Below are 15,330 nucleotides of genomic sequence, written 5' to 3'. Positions count from 1 at the left end.
GACCGACGTCTCCGGCACGTGCCACCCGCGCCCGTGCCGAACGATCCACCTCACCACCTCGGGGACCCACCATGAAACACCCACTCCTCTCGCGCGTGCTCACCGGCGCGTCCGCCACCGCCCTGGTGACCGCAGGGCTCGCCGTGGCCGCACCGGCCCACGCCGCGACCGCACAGCCCGTGTACTCCTACGCCCAGGGCTGGCGCGTGGACCAGCACGTGCGCGAGCTCGCGGACGTCAACGGTGACGGCCGCGCCGACGTCGTCGGCTTCGGCAACGCCGGCGTCCAGGTTTCCTTCGGCCGGGCCGACGGCACCTTCGGCACCCCGAGGTTCAGCGTGCGGGACTTCGGCACCGCCCAGGGCTGGTCCAACGCACGGCACGTGCGCACGCTCGCGGACGTCGACGGCGACCGCCGCGACGACATCGTGGGCTTCGGCAACGCCGGGGTCTACGTGGCCTACTCGCAGGGCGACGGCAGCTTCACCGCGCCGCAGCTCAAGGTCCGCGACTTCGGCTGGAACCAGGGCTGGCGCGTCGACAGGCACCCGCGCGAGCTCGCCGACCTCAACGGCAACCTGACCGCCGACATCGTGGGCTTCGGGTACTCCGGCGTCACCATCTCCCACGCCCTGTCCGACCGGACGTTCACGGGCACCGGCAAGCGCATCGACAGCTTCGGCTGGGACCGGGGCTGGCGGGTCGACAAGAACCCGCGGATGCTCGCGGACGTCGACGGCAACAGCACCGCCGACATCGTGGGCTTCGGCGACGCCGGCACGTACGTCTCCTACTTCTCGGCGCTGGGGGACACGTTCACCCAGCCCGCGCTGGAGATCCGCAACTTCGGCTACGCCCAGGGGTGGCGCGTGGACCAGCACCCGCGGATGCTGGCCGACGTCAACATCAACCCCGCCGGCAGCGCCGCGGCGGACATCATCGGCTTCGGCTACTCCGGGGTCTCCGTCGCCCACTCGCTCAACGGGGGGAACTACACCGGTGTGGCCGTGCGGGTGAACGACTTCGGCCAGGCCCAGGGGTGGCGGGGCGACCGTCATCCGCGGACCCACGCGGACATCAACGTCGACGGCATCCAGGACATCGTGGGCTTCGGCAACGCCGGGGTCTACGTGGCGCACGGCCGGGCGGACAGCACCTTCGGTCCGGTGTACCTGAAGACCGCCGCCTTCGGCTGGGCGGACGGCTGGACGGAGGAGCGGTATCCGCGTCTGCTCGGTGACGTCAACGGCGACGGTCGCGACGACGTCGTGGGCTTCGGGCACTCGGCCACGTACGTGCAGCTGTCCTGAGCCCGCCGGCCGCGCTCCGTCGCGGTCCGGTCACGGCCCCGCCCCCGTCCGCGCGGACGGGGGCGGGGCCGTGCCAGGTCACCGGAACCGGCGCCGCCCCTCGTTCGTGGACGTAGGCGGCCATGGTGATCACGGTGATGAGCTGCGCGGCGACGACCACGAAGGTCCAGCCGCCCTCCGCGACGACCACGTAGACGGCGGCGGAGACGATCAGGACCAGCTGCAGGGCGCGTGAGACCGCGAGCGCACGGCCGTCCTCGCCGGGCGGGCCCGCGGCACCGGGCTCGGTGCCCGGACCGGGCTCGGGCTCGCCGGCGGGCTCGCCGGGCCCCGGCGCGGCGGCGGGCGGCTCGGCCCGGCGGCGTCGCGCCGAGTGCACCGTGCTGACCAGCACGACGACGTAGAGCGCCGCCACGATGCCGGTGACGAACAGCATGACGGAGCCGTCGTCGTCCCCGACGCGCAGTCCCACCACGAGACCGAGTGCCACCGGCAGGAGCCAGAGCCCCAGGAGCAGCTTGTCGCGCACGGCCAGCACGAGCCCCTCCCCTCCCTCGGACGATCCCCCGTGACCGCATCCTCGCACCCGGTGAGCCCGCGTGTCTGACCCCTCATCCGGGGATGGCGGGCGCGGCGGGGACCTCCGGCACGAGCCGCGGAGCAGGCCTCCCCGGCCGGACGGGCACGCACCGGCGTCACACTCGCGCCGGTGGCCGTCGTCTGCGGCGCGCCGCGCGGTGACGGCCGGGCAGCGGACGTAGAACTGGAGGGTGCCGCGCGCTCCCCCACGCGCATCCCCCACCAGGCACGCTTCGCCTCTTCCCCCCAGGAGCACCATGAGCAACACCCCCTCCCCCTCCCCTGCCCCGGGAACGGGCCTGACGTCCCGCCGCGGTTCCGCCGCGGGCCGGTGGATCGTGGCGGTGCCGCTGCACCTCACCCTGGCGATCGGGCTGGTCGCCGGCTGCGCGTCCAGCACCGCGTCCACCGACCCGGGCGCCGAGCCCGGCCCCGTCCCGGGAACCGTGACGACGGTGCCCGCCGCTCCGTCCCCGAGCGCCGTGCCGAGCGATGCTCCCTCGCCCACCTCCTCGAGGACACCGGGATCCGTCACCACGGTCGCCCCGTCCCCGGAGCCGGCGGAGACTCCCGTCCGCGCCGTCGCCCCGCCCTCGGGGGCGTTCCTGGCCCTGGAGGGCCTGACGGTCGCCGCCGCCGGGACGATGTCCGACTACGACCGCGAGGCCCTGTTCGGCGGTTGGATCGACGCCGACGGCGACTGCGAGGACTCCCGCAACGAGGTCCTGGCCCGCGACCTGACCGGCGTCACCTCCGCCGACGGGTGCAGGGTCGACACCGGCACCCTCGCCGACCCCTACACCGGGGCGAGCATCGACTTCGTGCGCGGGGTCGCGACCTCCGGTGACGTCCAGGTGGACCACGTCGTCTCGCTCGGCAACGCCTGGGTCACCGGGGCGCGCCGGCTCTCCCCGGCCGACCGCGTGGCCCTCGCCAACGACCCGCTGAACCTGCTGGCGGTCGACGGCCCGGCCAACGGGTCGAAGTCCGACCAGGACGCCGCCGGGTGGCTTCCCCCGAACCGGGCCTTCGCCTGCGACATGGTGGCGATCCAGATCGCGGTGAAGTCCCGCTACGGCCTGTGGGTCACGGCACCCGAGAAGGACGCCATGGCCGAGGTGCTCGCCGAGTGCCCCGACCAGCAGCTGCCCGCCGGCACTCCGTTCGGCGACATCCCCGCCGGGACCGCTCCGGAGCCGGCCCCCGTCGTGGTCGAGGAGGCTCCGGCCGCCCCGGCGGACGTCCACTACGCCAACTGCACGGCCGCCCGGGAGGCCGGCGCCGCCCCGCTGCTGCGGGGACAGCCCGGCTACCGCAGCGCCATGGACCGTGACGGCGACGGCGTCGCGTGCGAGTAGGGCGCCGGCGGAGGAGGACGGCGGGGCCGATGACGCCCGTTCAGCGGCCGGTCGGCTTCCGTTCCCGCGCCGGCGGCGTCGTCCTGGGCCGCCGGCTGGGCCGGGACGGTGCCGGCCGGCCCTGAGGGCGCCTCCTCGCGCTCAGGACTGCCAGGCGGCCCGCCCACCGCTGGCGCGGGCGAACTCCGCCGCGCGGCGGTGCGGCAGCGCGTCCCACAGGGACCCTGCGGCCATGCCCACGAACCACAGGCAGGGGAACCACCACCGCCCGCCGTCCAGGTGCAGATAGCACGCCGTGACGAGGACGAGGGTCAGCACGATGTTGGAGAACATCAGCGTCATCTGGTGCGGCACAGCGGCTCCCTTCAGTGTCCGGCGGCATGCCCTCCGCATCGTGGCAGTGTCCGGCGGCATGCCCTCCGCATCGTGGCAGTGTCCGGCGGCATGCCCTCCGCATCGTGGCACGGCGCTCCCCGCCCCGTCTGACCCCTCTTGGGTGGGCAGATCCGGGCGGGCCACCGGGTGGCAACCGGGGTTCGCCGGGCGGGCCGCCTACAGTGGAGATCCCGCCCCCCAGCGAAGCAGAGGCACCTCATGAGCACGAAGGCCGTCGTCACCAGTCTGTTCATCGCCACCGGTCTCGCCCTGGCCGGCTGCGCCGGCGATCCCCCGGCCCAGGAGAGCACTCCTGCCGCCCGGACCTCGCCCTCCCCCGCGGACACCGTTCGGGGGACAACGCCGGAGCCGACCCCCGAGCCGGCCACTGGGACGACCCCCGCACCGAGCCCCGAGCCGACCACTGAGCCGGCCCCCGAGCCGGACGAGGACTCCGGGCCGCAGCCCGAGGACGCTCCCCCGGCGGCCGGGGAGCCCGGTCCCGCCGATCCGTGGGCCGCGTTCGCCGCCACTCCCGAGGGACAGCCGTACACCGGGACCGTGACCAGGGTCGAGCAGCAGGCGGTCCAGGGCGGCGGACTCGCGCACCGCCTCACCGCGGACACGAACGACCGCGCCGTCGCCGTCGAGATCTGCGGTGCCTACCAGTCCGCGATGGGCACCGGCCAGGACCGGATCGACGTCGTCGACACGGTCGGTCAGCTCCTGGCCTTTGCTCCGGGCGGACCCGGGAGCTGCCAGGTGCAGGTGAACACCGACGTGGGAGCGGTGCCGTTCCCGGAGAAGTTCAGCTATGACGAGGCCCTGGCCGCGTGGCGGAGCGGCGTGCCCTACTACGACGCCTTCTGCGTCAACTACGACCCGGTGACGGAGGCCGGCGTCGCGCAGTGCACGGGCATCGAGAACGGCACCGTGGACAGCGTGACCGGGGAGTACATCGGCGGCTGACCGCCCGCCGGCCCGTGCGCCCGGACCCGGCAGCTCCGCCGGGGGCGAGGCGCGCAGGTCCTGCAGGAGGTGACCCGGGCGGCTCAGGTCCCGCAGCCGGTCGTGCAGGGGCCGAAGTCGTCCGGGGGCGAGGCGCGGCAGGTCCTGCAGGAGGTGACCCGGGCAGCTCAGGTCCCGCGTCAGGTCGTGCAGGGGCCGAAGTCGTCCGGGGGCGAGGCGCGCAGGCCCGGCAGGAGGTGGCCCAGGCGCCTCAGGTCCCGCAGTAGGTCGTGTAGGGGCCGAAGTCGTCCGGGGGCCCGGCGGCCCAGCGCTCCAGGCCGGGGCGTTCGTCGTAGGGAGCGGTCACCGCCTCCAGGAGCCGCCCCAAGGGGTCGAGGTCGCCCTCGACGGCCGCGGAGAGGGCCTCCTCCACCAGGTGGTTGCGGGGGATGTAGACGGGGTTCACGCGATCCATCGCCTCGGGGTCGGGGCGCACGGCCCGCCAGCGCTCGGCCCAGGCGTCGAACTTCCGCCGGTCGAGGAACAGGTCCCGCGCGGCGTGCGCGCCGGCGTGGGCGGTCCCGCTCAGGGCGCGGAAGAACGCCGTCCAGTCGACGCGGTCCTGCTGGAGCAGCACCAGCAGGTCGTCGACCAGGGACGAGGCGACGTCGTCGTCGAGGTCCTGGGGCAGCCCGAGCTTGGCCCGCATTCCCGCCGACCACGCCGCGCTGTACTGCCGCGGGAACGCCTCGAGCGCTTCCTCCGCCAGGGACACCGCCCGGTCCTGGTCCTCGTGGAGCAGCGGCAGCATGGCCTCGGCGAGCCGGGCGAGGTTCCACTGCGCGGCCACCGGCTGGTTGCGGTAGGCGTAGCGCCCACCGCGGTCGACCGAGCTGTAGACCGCGGCCGGGTCGAAGGCGTCCAGGAACGCGCACGGCCCGTAGTCGATGGTCTCCCCCGAGACGGTCGTGTTGTCGGTGTTCATCACCCCGTGCACGAACCCGAGGAGCATCCAGCGGGCCACCAGTGACGCCTGGGCGGCCACCACCGCCTCGAACAGCGCGAGATGCGGGTGCTCGGCACCGGCGACGCCGGGGTGGTGGCGGGCGACGGCGTGGTCGGCGAGCCGGCGCAGGACGTCGATGTCGCCCGTGGCCCGGGCGTACTGGAAGGTGCCCACGCGCAGGTGGCTGCTCGCCACCCGGGCGAGCACGGCTCCCGGCAGGAGGCTCTCGCGGCGCACCTGCCGCCCCGTGGCCACCACGGCGAGGGACCGGGTCGTGGGCACGCCGAGGGCGTGCATCGCCTCGCTCAGGACGTACTCGCGCAGCATCGGACCGACCGCCGCGAGACCGTCGGCCCCGCGGGCGAAGGGTGTCCGCCCGATGCCTTTGAGGTGCAGGTCGCGGCGTCGGCCACCGGCGTCCACCAGCTCGCCCAGCAGGAGGGCGCGCCCGTCGCCGAGGCTCGGGGAGTACCAGCCGAACTGGTGCCCGGAGTAGGCCTGCGCGACCGGCACGGCCCCGTGCGGCACCAGGTTGCCGATCAGCAGGCGGATGCCCTCCGCGCTCCGCAGCCACTCCGGGTCCAGGCCCAGCTCGGCGGCCAGGGGCTCGTTGAGGACCAGCAGCCGGGGGGCGGCGACGTCGTCGGCCTGCCACGGCACGGACAGCTCCCCCAGTTCCTGGGCGAAGCGGCTCTCGAGGACGACGGCGGACAGGGGTTGGGTGCTCACACCGTCCACGCTACCCGGCGGATCCGGCGCTGCCGATGGGCCGGCGCAGTCCGGGCCGCACCGCGGGGCCGGGAACGCACCGCGGGATGCGGGCCCCACCGTGGCGCCGGTGCCGCACCCCGCGGGCCCCACCGTGGCGCCGGTGCCGCACCCCGGATCAGTGCCGCGCCGCAGGCCGCAGCACGGCCACCAGGAAGTCGCTGTCCTCCCGGAACGGGCGAAGGTCCCAGGTCGAGAGCAGCAGCTCGGGCTCGAGCCCGGCCCGCTCGGCGTCCCGCAGGAACTCCGGGAACGGGTAGCCGCGCCCCGCCCCGAAGCCCACGGCGGCTCGCCCGTCGGCGATCAGGTGGCGGCGGAAGCGTCGCAGCACCTCGGTGCGCGTGCTGGGGGCCAGGAAGGCCATCACGTTGCCGGCGCACACCACGGCGTCGAAGGGCTCGGGCACGCCACGGGCCGGCAGGTCCAGCTCCGCGAGGTCCCCGACGAGCCACCGGGGGCCGGGGTGGTCCTCCTGCGCGGCGGCGACCAGGGCGGGGTCGACGTCGACCCCGACGACGGTGTGCCCGCTGCGGTGCAGGTGGCCGCCCAGCCGGCCGGGCCCGCATCCGGCGTCGAGGATCCGCGAGCCGGGCGGGACCATGGCCTCGACCAGCCGGGCCTCCCCCACGATGTCCGCGCCGGCGGCGGCCATGGCCCGGAACCGCTCGACGTACCACGAGGAGTGCCCGGGATCCGCGCGCACCTTCTGCATCCACATGCTCTGTTCCACCACCCCGCCAGGGTACCGCCCGCCGGGTGGTGCCCTGCCACGTCGCCGGAGGGGTGGGTGCGCATCACGGTTCCGGTGGCCACAGGCGTGCGAGCCGGGCCACGCGGAGCCCGACGTGGAGCTCGCTGCGGGTCCGCCCGTCGTCGAGGTCCAGGTCGAGGCGCTCCTTGAGCCGGTCGAGCCGGTAGTAGAACGTCGACCGGTGGATGTGCAGCGCGGCGGCCGTCCGCTGCGCGTCGGCCCCGCAGTCGAGGTAGGTCTCCAGCGTCCGCAGCAGCTCGGGGCGCAGGCCGGCGGCGAGGACCCGGCGCACCTGCCGCGGCAGGTCGTCGGCCGTCAGCTGCTCGAGCGGCAGCATCGCCAGCAGCCCGTCCAGCCCGGCGTCGTCCCAGGTGCTGACCGGCCCGTGCGCGAGGGGATCCAGCCACAGGGTGCGCCACGTGCGGCGCGCGAGGCGGTACGAGCGGTGCACGTCCAGCAGGCTGTCGACCACGGGGCCGATGCCGGCGCGCACCGTGGCCACGTCCGGCCGGGCGAGGATGCGCGCCAGGCGGGGGACGACCACGGGCCGGGGGAAGACGAGGACACCGGTGCCGTCGTCGAAGGTCGAGCCCACCACCGACGCGGTCGAGCTCCTGGCCACGAAGTCGAGGGTCCGGTGCACGGCCAGCACGGTCCGGCCCGTCTCGTCCGGTGCCGCCGCGAGCGGGTCCGTGCCGAGGACCACGGCGCAGTACTGTCGCGACGCGCCCAGGAGACCTTCTCCCACGAGGGCCTCGGCGGCTCCCGGCCGGCGCGCCGGATCGCCCGCGACGAGGGCCGTGAGCAGGGTCCGTGCCCGGTCCCGGTCCCGCGCCGAGTAGAGCGTCCGCAGGGACAGCAGCACGCCGAGGACCGGCGCCTCGCCGACCAGCACCCGGACCGCGTCGGCGGACGGTGGCCGCGGACCCTCCAGGACGGTGAGCAGGAGCCCGACACGGTGGCGGTGGTCGTGCAGCGCGATGACCAGGCACCGGCCCAGCTCCGGGACGTCCTCGACGGCGAAGCCCTCGGGACCGGCGGCGGGAACGTCCCACGAGTCGCTGTGGGCGAGCGCGGCGGAGAGCCGGCGCCGATCGTCGTCGGACTCGTGGATCGACCAGGCGACCACGCGCATCGCGGAGTCGAGGACGATCAGCCGGCGGCCGGCTCGTTCGGAGAGGTCCTGGAGCAGGTCGTCCAGGTCGGGGGTCCGGTCCACGGGTGGTCGGTGGCTCCTCGGGTGCGGTGGGCGGTGGGTGGACGGTCGCGCGCCGCGGGGGCCCGACCGCCCGTCGGACACGGTGTCCGACGAATCGGCACGATCTTCCCACAGCCGTCCGAAGAGGGTGACGGCGCGCACTGGCTACGGTCGGAGCAGGACACCCCGAGAAGCGGAGCGACAGAGGTGGAGCACGAGCCCCGTGGCACGGGCTTCGCGGCAGGAACGGCTGAGCATGAGGAGAGGATCACGCATGACGACCACCGGGAGGCGCATCGCCGTCGTCGGCGCGGGCATCGGCGGGCTGACGCTGGCCATCGAGCTGCGCCGCCGCGGCCTCGAGGTCGAGGTGTACGAGGCGGCCGGGGAGCTGCGCGAGGTGGGGGCCGCCGTGGCGCTGTCCGCCAACGCGACCCGCTTCTTCCTGGAGCGGTTCGGCCTGGAGGAACGGCTGAGCGCCCGGTGGGCGGAGGTCGAGGCGCTGGTCTTCCGCGACGGTCGGGACGGCCGGCTGATCGGCCGGCACGGCACGGGCTACCGCGAGCGCTTCGGCGCCCCGTACGTGGGGATCCACCGCGCCGACCTGCAGCAGATCCTCTCCGGAGCCCTCGGGACGGACGGCCTGCACCTGAGCAAGCGCCTGGTCGACGTCGACGACGACGGCGCGGCCGCGGTGCTGCGCTTCGAGGACGGCAGCACGGCCGAGGCCGACCTGGTCATCGGCGCGGACGGCGCCCGCTCCACCACCCGGCGGCTGCTGCTGGGCTACGACGACGCGCTGTACTCCGGCACCAGCGCCTCCCGGGGCATCGTGCCGCCCGAGGCGCTGTCCGAGCTGCCGGACCCCGGGGCCATCCAGTTCTGGACGGGCCCCGGCGCGCACCTGCTCCACTATCCCATCGGCGGCGGGGACCAGAACTTCTTCCTCGTGGAGCGCGCGCCCTCGCCCTGGCCGCACCGGCGCTGGGTCGTGCCGGTCGAGGACGGGTCCCACCTCGAGCGGTTCCGCGACTGGCACCCGGCGGTCCGGCAGATGGTCTCGGCCGTGCCCGTCACCGAGCGCTGGGCCCTGTTCCACCGCCCGCCCCTGTCCCGCTGGTCCCGCGGCCGCGTGACGCTGCTGGGCGACGCCGCCCACGCGCTCGTGCCGCACCACGGGCAGGGCGCCAACCAGTCGATCGAGGACGCGATCGTGCTGGCCGACCAGCTGGCCGGGAGCGCCGACTGGGACGCGGCGCGGGAGCAGTACGAGCGGCTGCGCCGCGGGCGGACCCGCAAGGTGCAGTACGCCTCGATCACCACCGCCGACGTGCTGCACCTGCCCGACGGTGAACGGGCCGACGAGCGCAACGCCCGGCTGGGACGTCCCGGGGTCGTCGACCGGCATCTCGCGTGGATCCACGGCTTCCGCGCCGACGTCGACGTGCCCGACGAGGCCGGCGGCGGAACCTGGCTCTGAGCCGCTCGACGCCCGGGCCGCAACGGGGGCCGGTGCCGTCCCGGCCGGGGCCGTGCGTGGTTGCTCGTCACTCCCAACGTACAGCGGCGCGGGGGGCTTGCGGCAAGACCCCGTGCGCGCCGCAGAATGCTCGGGCCGGGAGCGGGACCTGCGGGCCGAGGAGCAGCACATGGACGAGCACGACGTGGTGGTGGTCGGCGCAGGGCCGACGGGCCTGATGCTGGCGGGCGAGCTGGCGCTGGCGGGGGTGGACGTCGTCGTCGTCGAACGGCGGGCCGGCCAGGAGCTCGTCGGCTCGCGCGCCGGCGGGCTGCACGCGCGGACCATCGAGGTCCTCGACCAGCGCGGCATCGCCGACCGGTTCCTCGCGGCGGGAACGACCGCCCAGGTCGCCGGGTTCGCCGGTGTTCCACTGGACATCAGCGACTTCCCCACCCGTCATCCCTACGGCCTGGCGCTGTGGCAGAACCACATCGAGCGGCTCCTGGCCGGCTGGGTCCGTGAGCTGGGGGTGCCCGTCCGCCACGGGCACGAGGTGACGGGCATCGCCCAGGACGGCGCCGGCGTCGACGTGGACCTGTCCGACGGCCGGCGGCTGCGGGCGGCCCGCCTCGTGGGGTGCGACGGTGGCCGGAGCCGGATCCGCAGGGCGGCGGGGATCGCGTTCCCGGGGTGGGACCCGACGACCAGCAGTCTGCTCGCCGAGGTCGAGCTCGACGAGGAGCCGCAGTGGGGCATTCACCAGGACGGTCTCGGCAAGCACGCCTTCCGCCGCCCCGAGGACGGTGGGCCGGTGGGGGTCATGGTGACCGAGCGCCACGTCGGACACGGTCGCGAGCCCACCCTGGACGATCTGCGCGAGGCGCTCGTCGCCGTGCACGGGACGGACTACGGGGTGCACAGCCCCACCTGGATCTTCCGGTTCACCGACACGACCCGGCAGGCGGCGTCCTACCGGGCAGGACGGGTCCTGCTGGCCGGCGACGCCGCGCACGTGCACGCCCCGGACGGCGGGCAGGGCCTCAACACCGGGGTGCAGGACGCGGTGAACCTGGGCTGGAAGCTCGGCCAGGTCGTCGCGGGGACCTCACCGGAGAGCCTGCTGGACAGCTACCACGCCGAGCGCCACCCGGTGGCGGCCCGCGTGCTGCGCCTCACGATGGCGCAGGTCGCGCTGCGCCGGCCCGACGACCGGGTGCGGGCCGTGGGCGAGACGGTCGCCGAGCTGCTGGGCATGGACGAGCCACGACGACGCTACGCCGCGACGATGTCCGGTCTGGACATCCACTACGACCTCGGCGCGGGGCATCCCCTGCTCGGACGGCGCATGCCCGATCTCGACCTCCGCACGGCCGGTGGCCCCGCACGGGTCTTCGACCTCCTGCACGAGGCCCGGCCGGTGCTGCTCGACCTCGGGGACCCGGACGGCGTCGACGCCGGGCCCTGGGCCGAGCGCGTCCGGCTGGTGGCCGCCGAACCCGCCGGGGCCTGGGAGCTCCCGGTCCTGGGCACCGTCCCCGCGCCCACCGCGGTGCTGATCCGCCCGGACGGGCACGTCGCCTGGGTGGACGAGGGAGACCGCTCAGGACTGGAGGAGGCGCTCACCGCCTGGTGCGGCCCGCGCCCCGGGCCCCGGGTCAGCGGAGATCGAACCGGTCGAGTTCCATGACCTTCACCCAGGCGGCGACGAAGTCGCGCACGAACTTCTCCCCGGCGTCGGCACTGGCGTAGACCTCCGAGATCGCCCGCAGCTGGGAGTGCGAGCCGAAGACCAGATCGGCCGCGGTGGCCGTCCACCGGAGCTCACCGGTGGCGAGATCGCGGATCTCGTAGACGTCCTCCGACGACTCGGACGGCCTCCACTCCGTGCCGGCCGCGAGGAGGTTGACGAAGAAGTCGTTGGTCAGCGTCTCCGGACGGTCGGTGAGGACGCCGTGCTCCGACCGCCCGTGGTTCGTGCCCAGGCTCCGCATGCCGCCCACCAGGACCGTCATCTCCGGGGCCGTGAGGTTCAGCATGTAGGCGCGGTCGAGGAGCAGCGTCTCGGGCGAGAGCCGTGCGCCGGACTTCACGAAGTTCCGGAAGCCGTCGGCCCGCGGCTCGAGCACGGCGAAGGACTCGACGTCGGTCTGCTCCTGCGTGGCGTCCGTGCGCCCGGGCCGGAACGGGACCTCGACCGGGTGCCCGGCGCTGCGGGCCGCCTGTTCGACGGCCGCACAGCCGCCGAGGACGATCAGGTCGGCCAGGGAGATTCTCCTGCCGTCCGAGCGGCCACCGTTGAAGTCGTCCCGGACCTGCTCGAGGACGCGCAGCACCTCGGACAGCTCCTCCGGCTCGTTCACCTCCCAGCCGCGCTGCGGCTCGAGGCGGATGCGGGCGCCGTTGGCCCCGCCCCGGTTGTCGGTGCCCCGGAAGCTGGCCGCGGCGGCCCACGCGGTCGAGGCCAGCTGCGGCACGGTCAGCCCCGAGCCGAGGAGGGTCTCCTTCAGGGCGGCGACGTCGTCGTCCCCGATCAGCTCGTGGTCGACCGCCGGGACGGGGTCCTGCCACAGCTGCGGCTCGGGGACCCACGGCCCGAGGTAGCGCGTGACCGGACCCATGTCGCGGTGCAGCAGCTTGTACCAGGCCTTGGCGAACGCCTCGGCGAACTGCTCCGGGTGCTCGTGGAACCGCCGGGAGATCTTCTCGTACTCCGGGTCGGCCCGGAGGGCGAGGTCGGTCGTCAGCATCGTCGGCCGGTGCTTCCGCTCGGGGTCGAAGGCGTCCGGGACGGTCTCGTCGGCGTCCTTGGCCACCCACTGGTGCGCCCCCGCGGGGCTCTCGACCAGCTCCCACTCGTGGCCGAAGAGATTGCCGAAGAAGCCGTTGCCCCACCGGGTCGGGGTGCTGGTCCAGGTCACCTCCAGGCCGCTGGTGATCGTGTCCGGGCCCTTGCCCGTGCCGTAGGTGCTCCTCCAGCCCAGACCCTGGCCCGTGACTGGGCAGGCCTCCGGCTCGGGCCCCACGTGGTCCGCGGGTCCGGCACCGTGGGTCTTGCCGAACGAGTGCCCGCCGGCGATCAGGGCGACCGTCTCCTCGTCGTTCATCGCCATCCGCCCGAAGGTCTCGCGGATGTCCCTGGCGGAGGCGAGCGGGTCGGGGTTGCCCTGGGGGCCCTCGGGGTTGACGTAGATCAGCCCCATCTGCACCGCGGCCAGCGGGCCCGTGAGCTCGCGGTCGCCCGCGTAGCGCTCGTCGCCGAGCCAGGTGTCCTCAGGGCCCCAGAACATCTCCTCGGGCTCCCAGACGTCCTCGCGTCCGAAGCCGAAGCCGAACGTCCTGAAGCCCATCGACTCGAGCGCCACGTTCCCGGCGAGCACCAGCAGGTCCGCCCACGAGATCTTCCGGCCGTACTTCTGCTTGACCGGCCACAGCAGGCGCCGGGCCTTGTCCAGGTTGGCGTTGTCCGGCCAGCTGTTGAGCGGGGCGAACCGCTGGGCGCCCTCGCCGGCGCCGCCGCGGCCGTCCGCGGTCCGGTAGGTGCCGGCCGAGTGCCAGCTCATCCGGATGAACAGCCCTCCGTAGTGCCCGAAGTCGGCCGGCCACCAGTCCTGCGAGGTGGTCATGAGGTCTGCGAGGTCGCGCTTGAGCTCCTCGACGTCGAGCTTCTCGAACTCGCTCGCGTAGTCGAAGTCGGGGCCCAGCGGGTCGGTCGTGGTCGAGTGCTTCCGCAGGACGCCCAGGTCCAGCTGGTCGGGCCACCAGTCCTGGACCGTCCGCGGCTGTCCGGTCCTGGGGGTGGGCGCGTCGATGGCCGGGTTCTCGCTCTCGCTGCCGTGCACGGGAGCGTCAGATGTCTGGGACATGGGTCTTCCTTCCGGAATGGCGGTGCGGGGCCGGGACCGGTCGTGCAGCATGCGCACCGGCCTCGGCGGACGAGCCGCACCCGTGGGCGGACAGCACGCGGTCACCGGGTGCTGTCGGACGCCCGGGCGCCGTCAGGCAGGAGGTGGCGCCGTCCGGACTCCGGAGGGCGGTGTGCGCGGCCGGGGCCGACGGGGCGGGGAGAGCGCGACGGACGCCGCGGAGGACCGGGGCTGTGGCGACGTGCGAGTGAGTGGTCACGGCGTCCGGAGCCCCCGGCGGAGTCGGGTCGACCCGCTGGGCGGCGCTCCGGGAGAGCTGCTGGGGATCCAGCTGTGCGTCCACCCTCAAAGTGTCGTGGCCGGTCCGGAGCCCGTCAAGGATCTTCGCTCCGCTGGTCCCGGCCTCGGCGGCAGTGCTGGGCAGAGCCGCCGCGCGTGGAGCGGGTGGAGCACGCCCCGGGCTACCAGAGCATGATCGCGGTGTCCCCGGACTGTCCTGCCCAGGCGAGCCGGACGCGCACCACGTACCGCCTTCCCCGGAAGAGCTTCGCCGACAGGCTGGAGTTGCGGTCCTCCCCGCTGTCGTCGTCGCCGGCGAGGAAGCGCAGCTCGGCGTCGACCTCCTCGAAGAGCACCAGCGTGGTGTCGGCGGTCCCGAAGGTCGCGACCTGGTACTTCCGCGACGCGTCGGGGGTGAACTCGAAGTCCGCCTGCTCCCCCGGGGCCAGGGTCAGCGGCGTGGACCGGAACGGCTCGAGGGCCGGGAGCGCGTCCGGCAGCACCGGGTAGAAGGTCCGCACCCATTCCGTGTCCTTGCCCGAGAGACCGCCCGGGGGGCTGATTCCCGGCTGGTAGCGGGCGGGCTCCTTGATGAGCCCCTCGGGGAACGCGTACTGCATCACCGAGTCGGGATCCCAGGTCGAGCCCTCCACCTCGTCCTGGCCCAGTTTGCGCAGGACGTTGTGGTGCGTCGTCTCCGGGGACCAGTGGTTCGGTGCCGCGGCGAAGAACTCGTAGACCCTGGCCTCGTCCCACACGATTCCGGCGAACGGGTTCTGGTGCTCGTGGGGCAGACCCATCGTGTGGCCGATCTCGTGCAGCGCCGTGGTGCGTCCGTACTCGTCGGTCAGGTCCCAGCCGAAGTTCATGGTCGGTGCCTGGGTGCCGATGGTCAGGACGTCCCTGCCCACGTAGGACCAGGACCCGTCGGCCTGGTCGAAGGAGATCCTGACCTCCGCCTCCCCCGGCTCGTCCACCTCCTGGAAGCCGAGGCCGATCCCCAGGTCCTTCCACTCCTCGAACGCGCTCCGCACCGCCTGGCGCTGCGGCTCGGGGCCCTCGCGGAACGCGTAGTGGAGCACGGTGCCGTTGACCCATTTCTGCGCCATGAGCCGGACGAGCCGCTGCCTGACAGCCACCAGTCCCTCCGGGACCGGACGGACGATGCGAGGCTTGACGGCGCAGTACGGACGAACTGGGGAATCGGTCATGGTCGGCTCCTGACACGTGCCTGTCCTGCGATCTCGGATGCCGCACGGCCACGGCCCGTGCGGCGCCGCCGGAGAATCCCGGCGGCAGTCGTTCCGCGCGGCGCACCGCGAGTGCCGTCGCAGTGATGTGCATCGACACAACCACGGGCGAGCAGCACGTCCAAGAGGTCGGTCCTCCCCGTGCTGCGGCTGTGATCATGTGACGACAACATGAAGGACCCG

General features: G+C 74.2%; 12 protein-coding genes. 5 read left to right on the top strand and 7 right to left on the bottom strand.

Features of this window, described 5'->3' with window-relative positions:
- Nucleotides 1-71: 71 nt before the first annotated feature.
- The gene (locus ACPYN7_RS04160) at nucleotides 72-1,310 is read left to right on the top strand and encodes an FG-GAP repeat domain-containing protein (RefSeq protein ID WP_231738250.1); all 1,239 of its coding nucleotides are present in this window, start codon (nucleotides 72-74) and stop codon (nucleotides 1,308-1,310) included.
- On the opposite strand, the gene ACPYN7_RS04155 is transcribed toward ACPYN7_RS04160, so the two are convergent.
- A complete protein-coding gene (locus ACPYN7_RS04155) occupies nucleotides 1,243-1,848 on the bottom strand; it encodes a hypothetical protein (protein WP_424346766.1) in 606 nt (201 codons plus the stop codon). The genes ACPYN7_RS04160 and ACPYN7_RS04155 overlap by 68 nt on opposite strands.
- 298 nt (nucleotides 1,849-2,146) lie before the next feature.
- Between ACPYN7_RS04155 and ACPYN7_RS04150 the strand changes: the two genes are divergently transcribed.
- Nucleotides 2,147-3,247 carry an excalibur calcium-binding domain-containing protein gene (locus ACPYN7_RS04150; RefSeq protein WP_424346765.1) on the top strand — a complete coding sequence of 367 codons (1,101 nt, stop codon included), beginning with the start codon at nucleotides 2,147-2,149 and terminating at the stop codon, nucleotides 3,245-3,247.
- Between the two features lie 141 nt (nucleotides 3,248-3,388).
- Here the strand turns inward: ACPYN7_RS04150 and ACPYN7_RS04145 are convergent, their stop codons facing one another.
- A complete protein-coding gene (locus tag ACPYN7_RS04145; protein ID WP_058872720.1) occupies nucleotides 3,389-3,601 on the bottom strand; it encodes a hypothetical protein in 213 nt (70 codons plus the stop codon).
- A 240-nt stretch (nucleotides 3,602-3,841) separates the two neighbouring features.
- Here ACPYN7_RS04145 and ACPYN7_RS04140 point away from each other — a divergent pair, with 240 nt between their 5' ends.
- Nucleotides 3,842-4,591 (top strand): hypothetical protein, encoded by a 750-nt coding sequence (locus tag ACPYN7_RS04140; RefSeq protein WP_424346764.1) that lies wholly within the window; start codon nucleotides 3,842-3,844, stop codon nucleotides 4,589-4,591.
- Between the two features lie 250 nt (nucleotides 4,592-4,841).
- Here the strand turns inward: ACPYN7_RS04140 and ACPYN7_RS04135 are convergent, their stop codons facing one another.
- The 3 genes from ACPYN7_RS04135 to ACPYN7_RS04125 form a co-directional block, all read right to left on the bottom strand.
- The gene (locus ACPYN7_RS04135) at nucleotides 4,842-6,305 is read right to left on the bottom strand and encodes a protein adenylyltransferase SelO (protein ID WP_424346763.1); all 1,464 of its coding nucleotides are present in this window, start codon (nucleotides 6,303-6,305) and stop codon (nucleotides 4,842-4,844) included.
- A 157-nt stretch (nucleotides 6,306-6,462) separates the two neighbouring features.
- Nucleotides 6,463-7,077 carry a class I SAM-dependent methyltransferase gene (locus tag ACPYN7_RS04130; protein WP_424346762.1) on the bottom strand — a complete coding sequence of 205 codons (615 nt, stop codon included), beginning with the start codon at nucleotides 7,075-7,077 and terminating at the stop codon, nucleotides 6,463-6,465.
- Nucleotides 7,078-7,138: 61 nt separating this feature from the next.
- The gene (locus ACPYN7_RS04125) at nucleotides 7,139-8,314 is read right to left on the bottom strand and encodes a PucR family transcriptional regulator (protein WP_424346761.1); all 1,176 of its coding nucleotides are present in this window, start codon (nucleotides 8,312-8,314) and stop codon (nucleotides 7,139-7,141) included.
- A 253-nt stretch (nucleotides 8,315-8,567) separates the two neighbouring features.
- On the opposite strand from ACPYN7_RS04125, the gene ACPYN7_RS04120 reads away from it, so the two are divergent.
- Both ACPYN7_RS04120 and ACPYN7_RS04115 read left to right on the top strand, forming a co-directional pair.
- Complete coding sequence (locus tag ACPYN7_RS04120) at nucleotides 8,568-9,773, top strand: FAD-dependent monooxygenase (protein ID WP_424346760.1); 1,206 nt, start codon at nucleotides 8,568-8,570, stop codon at nucleotides 9,771-9,773.
- 169 nt (nucleotides 9,774-9,942) lie between these two features.
- Nucleotides 9,943-11,442, top strand: a complete 1,500-nt coding sequence (locus ACPYN7_RS04115; RefSeq protein WP_424346759.1) for an FAD-dependent monooxygenase — start codon at nucleotides 9,943-9,945, stop codon at nucleotides 11,440-11,442.
- Here ACPYN7_RS04115 and katG read toward each other — a convergent pair.
- Together katG and ACPYN7_RS04105 are read right to left on the bottom strand one after the other, a co-directional pair.
- On the bottom strand, nucleotides 11,411-13,618 hold the full coding sequence (katG, locus tag ACPYN7_RS04110) for a catalase/peroxidase HPI (protein ID WP_424346758.1): 2,208 nt from the start codon (nucleotides 13,616-13,618) through the stop codon (nucleotides 11,411-11,413). The two genes, ACPYN7_RS04115 and katG, sit on opposite strands and share 32 nt — an antisense overlap.
- Nucleotides 13,619-14,079: 461 nt before the next feature.
- Nucleotides 14,080-15,108, bottom strand: coding sequence for a M12 family metallopeptidase (locus tag ACPYN7_RS04105; RefSeq protein ID WP_424346757.1), 1,029 nt, complete (start codon nucleotides 15,106-15,108; stop codon nucleotides 14,080-14,082).
- Between the last annotated feature and the right edge of the window lie 222 nt (nucleotides 15,109-15,330).

This window comes from Kocuria sp. CH-021, assembly GCF_049716185.1.
Classification (GTDB): domain Bacteria; phylum Actinomycetota; class Actinomycetes; order Actinomycetales; family Micrococcaceae; genus Kocuria; species Kocuria cellulosilytica.
The sequence above is the reverse complement of the archived record's forward strand: the minus strand, read 5'-3'. Positions and strand labels throughout refer to the sequence as shown.

What these genes read in the sequence shown, in the direction of transcription:
- ACPYN7_RS04140 (WP_424346764.1), top strand. Translation starts at nt 3,842, where the DNA reads ATGAGCACGAAGGCCGTCGTCACCAGTCTGTTCATCGCCACCGGTCTC.
- ACPYN7_RS04105 (WP_424346757.1), bottom strand. Translation starts at nt 15,108, where the DNA reads ATGACCGATTCCCCAGTTCGTCCGTACTGCGCCGTCAAGCCTCGCATC.
- ACPYN7_RS04160 (WP_231738250.1), top strand. Translation starts at nt 72, where the DNA reads ATGAAACACCCACTCCTCTCGCGCGTGCTCACCGGCGCGTCCGCCACC.
- katG (WP_424346758.1), bottom strand. Translation starts at nt 13,618, where the DNA reads ATGTCCCAGACATCTGACGCTCCCGTGCACGGCAGCGAGAGCGAGAAC.
- ACPYN7_RS04150 (WP_424346765.1), top strand. Translation starts at nt 2,147, where the DNA reads ATGAGCAACACCCCCTCCCCCTCCCCTGCCCCGGGAACGGGCCTGACG.
- ACPYN7_RS04120 (WP_424346760.1), top strand. Translation starts at nt 8,568, where the DNA reads ATGACGACCACCGGGAGGCGCATCGCCGTCGTCGGCGCGGGCATCGGC.
- ACPYN7_RS04115 (WP_424346759.1), top strand. Translation starts at nt 9,943, where the DNA reads ATGGACGAGCACGACGTGGTGGTGGTCGGCGCAGGGCCGACGGGCCTG.